Origin of the sequence: Liquorilactobacillus vini DSM 20605 (genome assembly GCF_000255495.1) — a bacterium.
In the GTDB taxonomy this organism is placed as follows: domain Bacteria; phylum Bacillota; class Bacilli; order Lactobacillales; family Lactobacillaceae; genus Liquorilactobacillus; species Liquorilactobacillus vini.
The window spans coordinates 1-468 of the sequence record NZ_AHYZ01000048.1; the positions used below are offsets into that span (position 1 = coordinate 1).

The window sequence follows — 468 nt, forward strand, 5'->3', positions numbered from 1 at the left end:
AGCGATAGTGCTGTCTATCTGTTCAAGAAGATTTCCAATCTTGGCTTGCTCGTTTTCACTAGGAACGAATAACGATTGTTTTAGAAACTCACTTGAGCTGAGTGCGTTCAGCATTCTTGCGTTTGAGGTTGCTCTCACCAATATTGGACGCATGACGTTTTCGTCGTGTATATAGTACTTCCAAAAGCTCAAGTTCATCTTAGCTTTAGGTCGGTAAATATCGAACACATGCGAGACAATCCCGTCACGGTAGTCATCTAAAACGAATCGACCAAAAGCAAATTGTTTTGAGGTGTGACCTTCAAATAAGATGTCACCTACGTGGATCACGTTATAGGTCTTCATGTAGTCGTCATCCGAATTAATATCACGATCCGAGTCGGTCATGGTTGCCCCGGTTAAAACCTGACTACGTGAAAAACTGAGATTGGTGTTCTTCTCTGAGGACTTCTGAAATAGCTCTGAGAA

General features: G+C 42.3%; 1 protein-coding gene. It reads right to left on the bottom strand.

Annotated features, from left to right (window positions below):
- A partial coding sequence (locus tag ON15_RS11715) for a type I restriction modification DNA specificity domain protein (RefSeq protein ID WP_010579941.1) occupies positions 1-468 on the bottom strand: 468 nt, incomplete at both ends.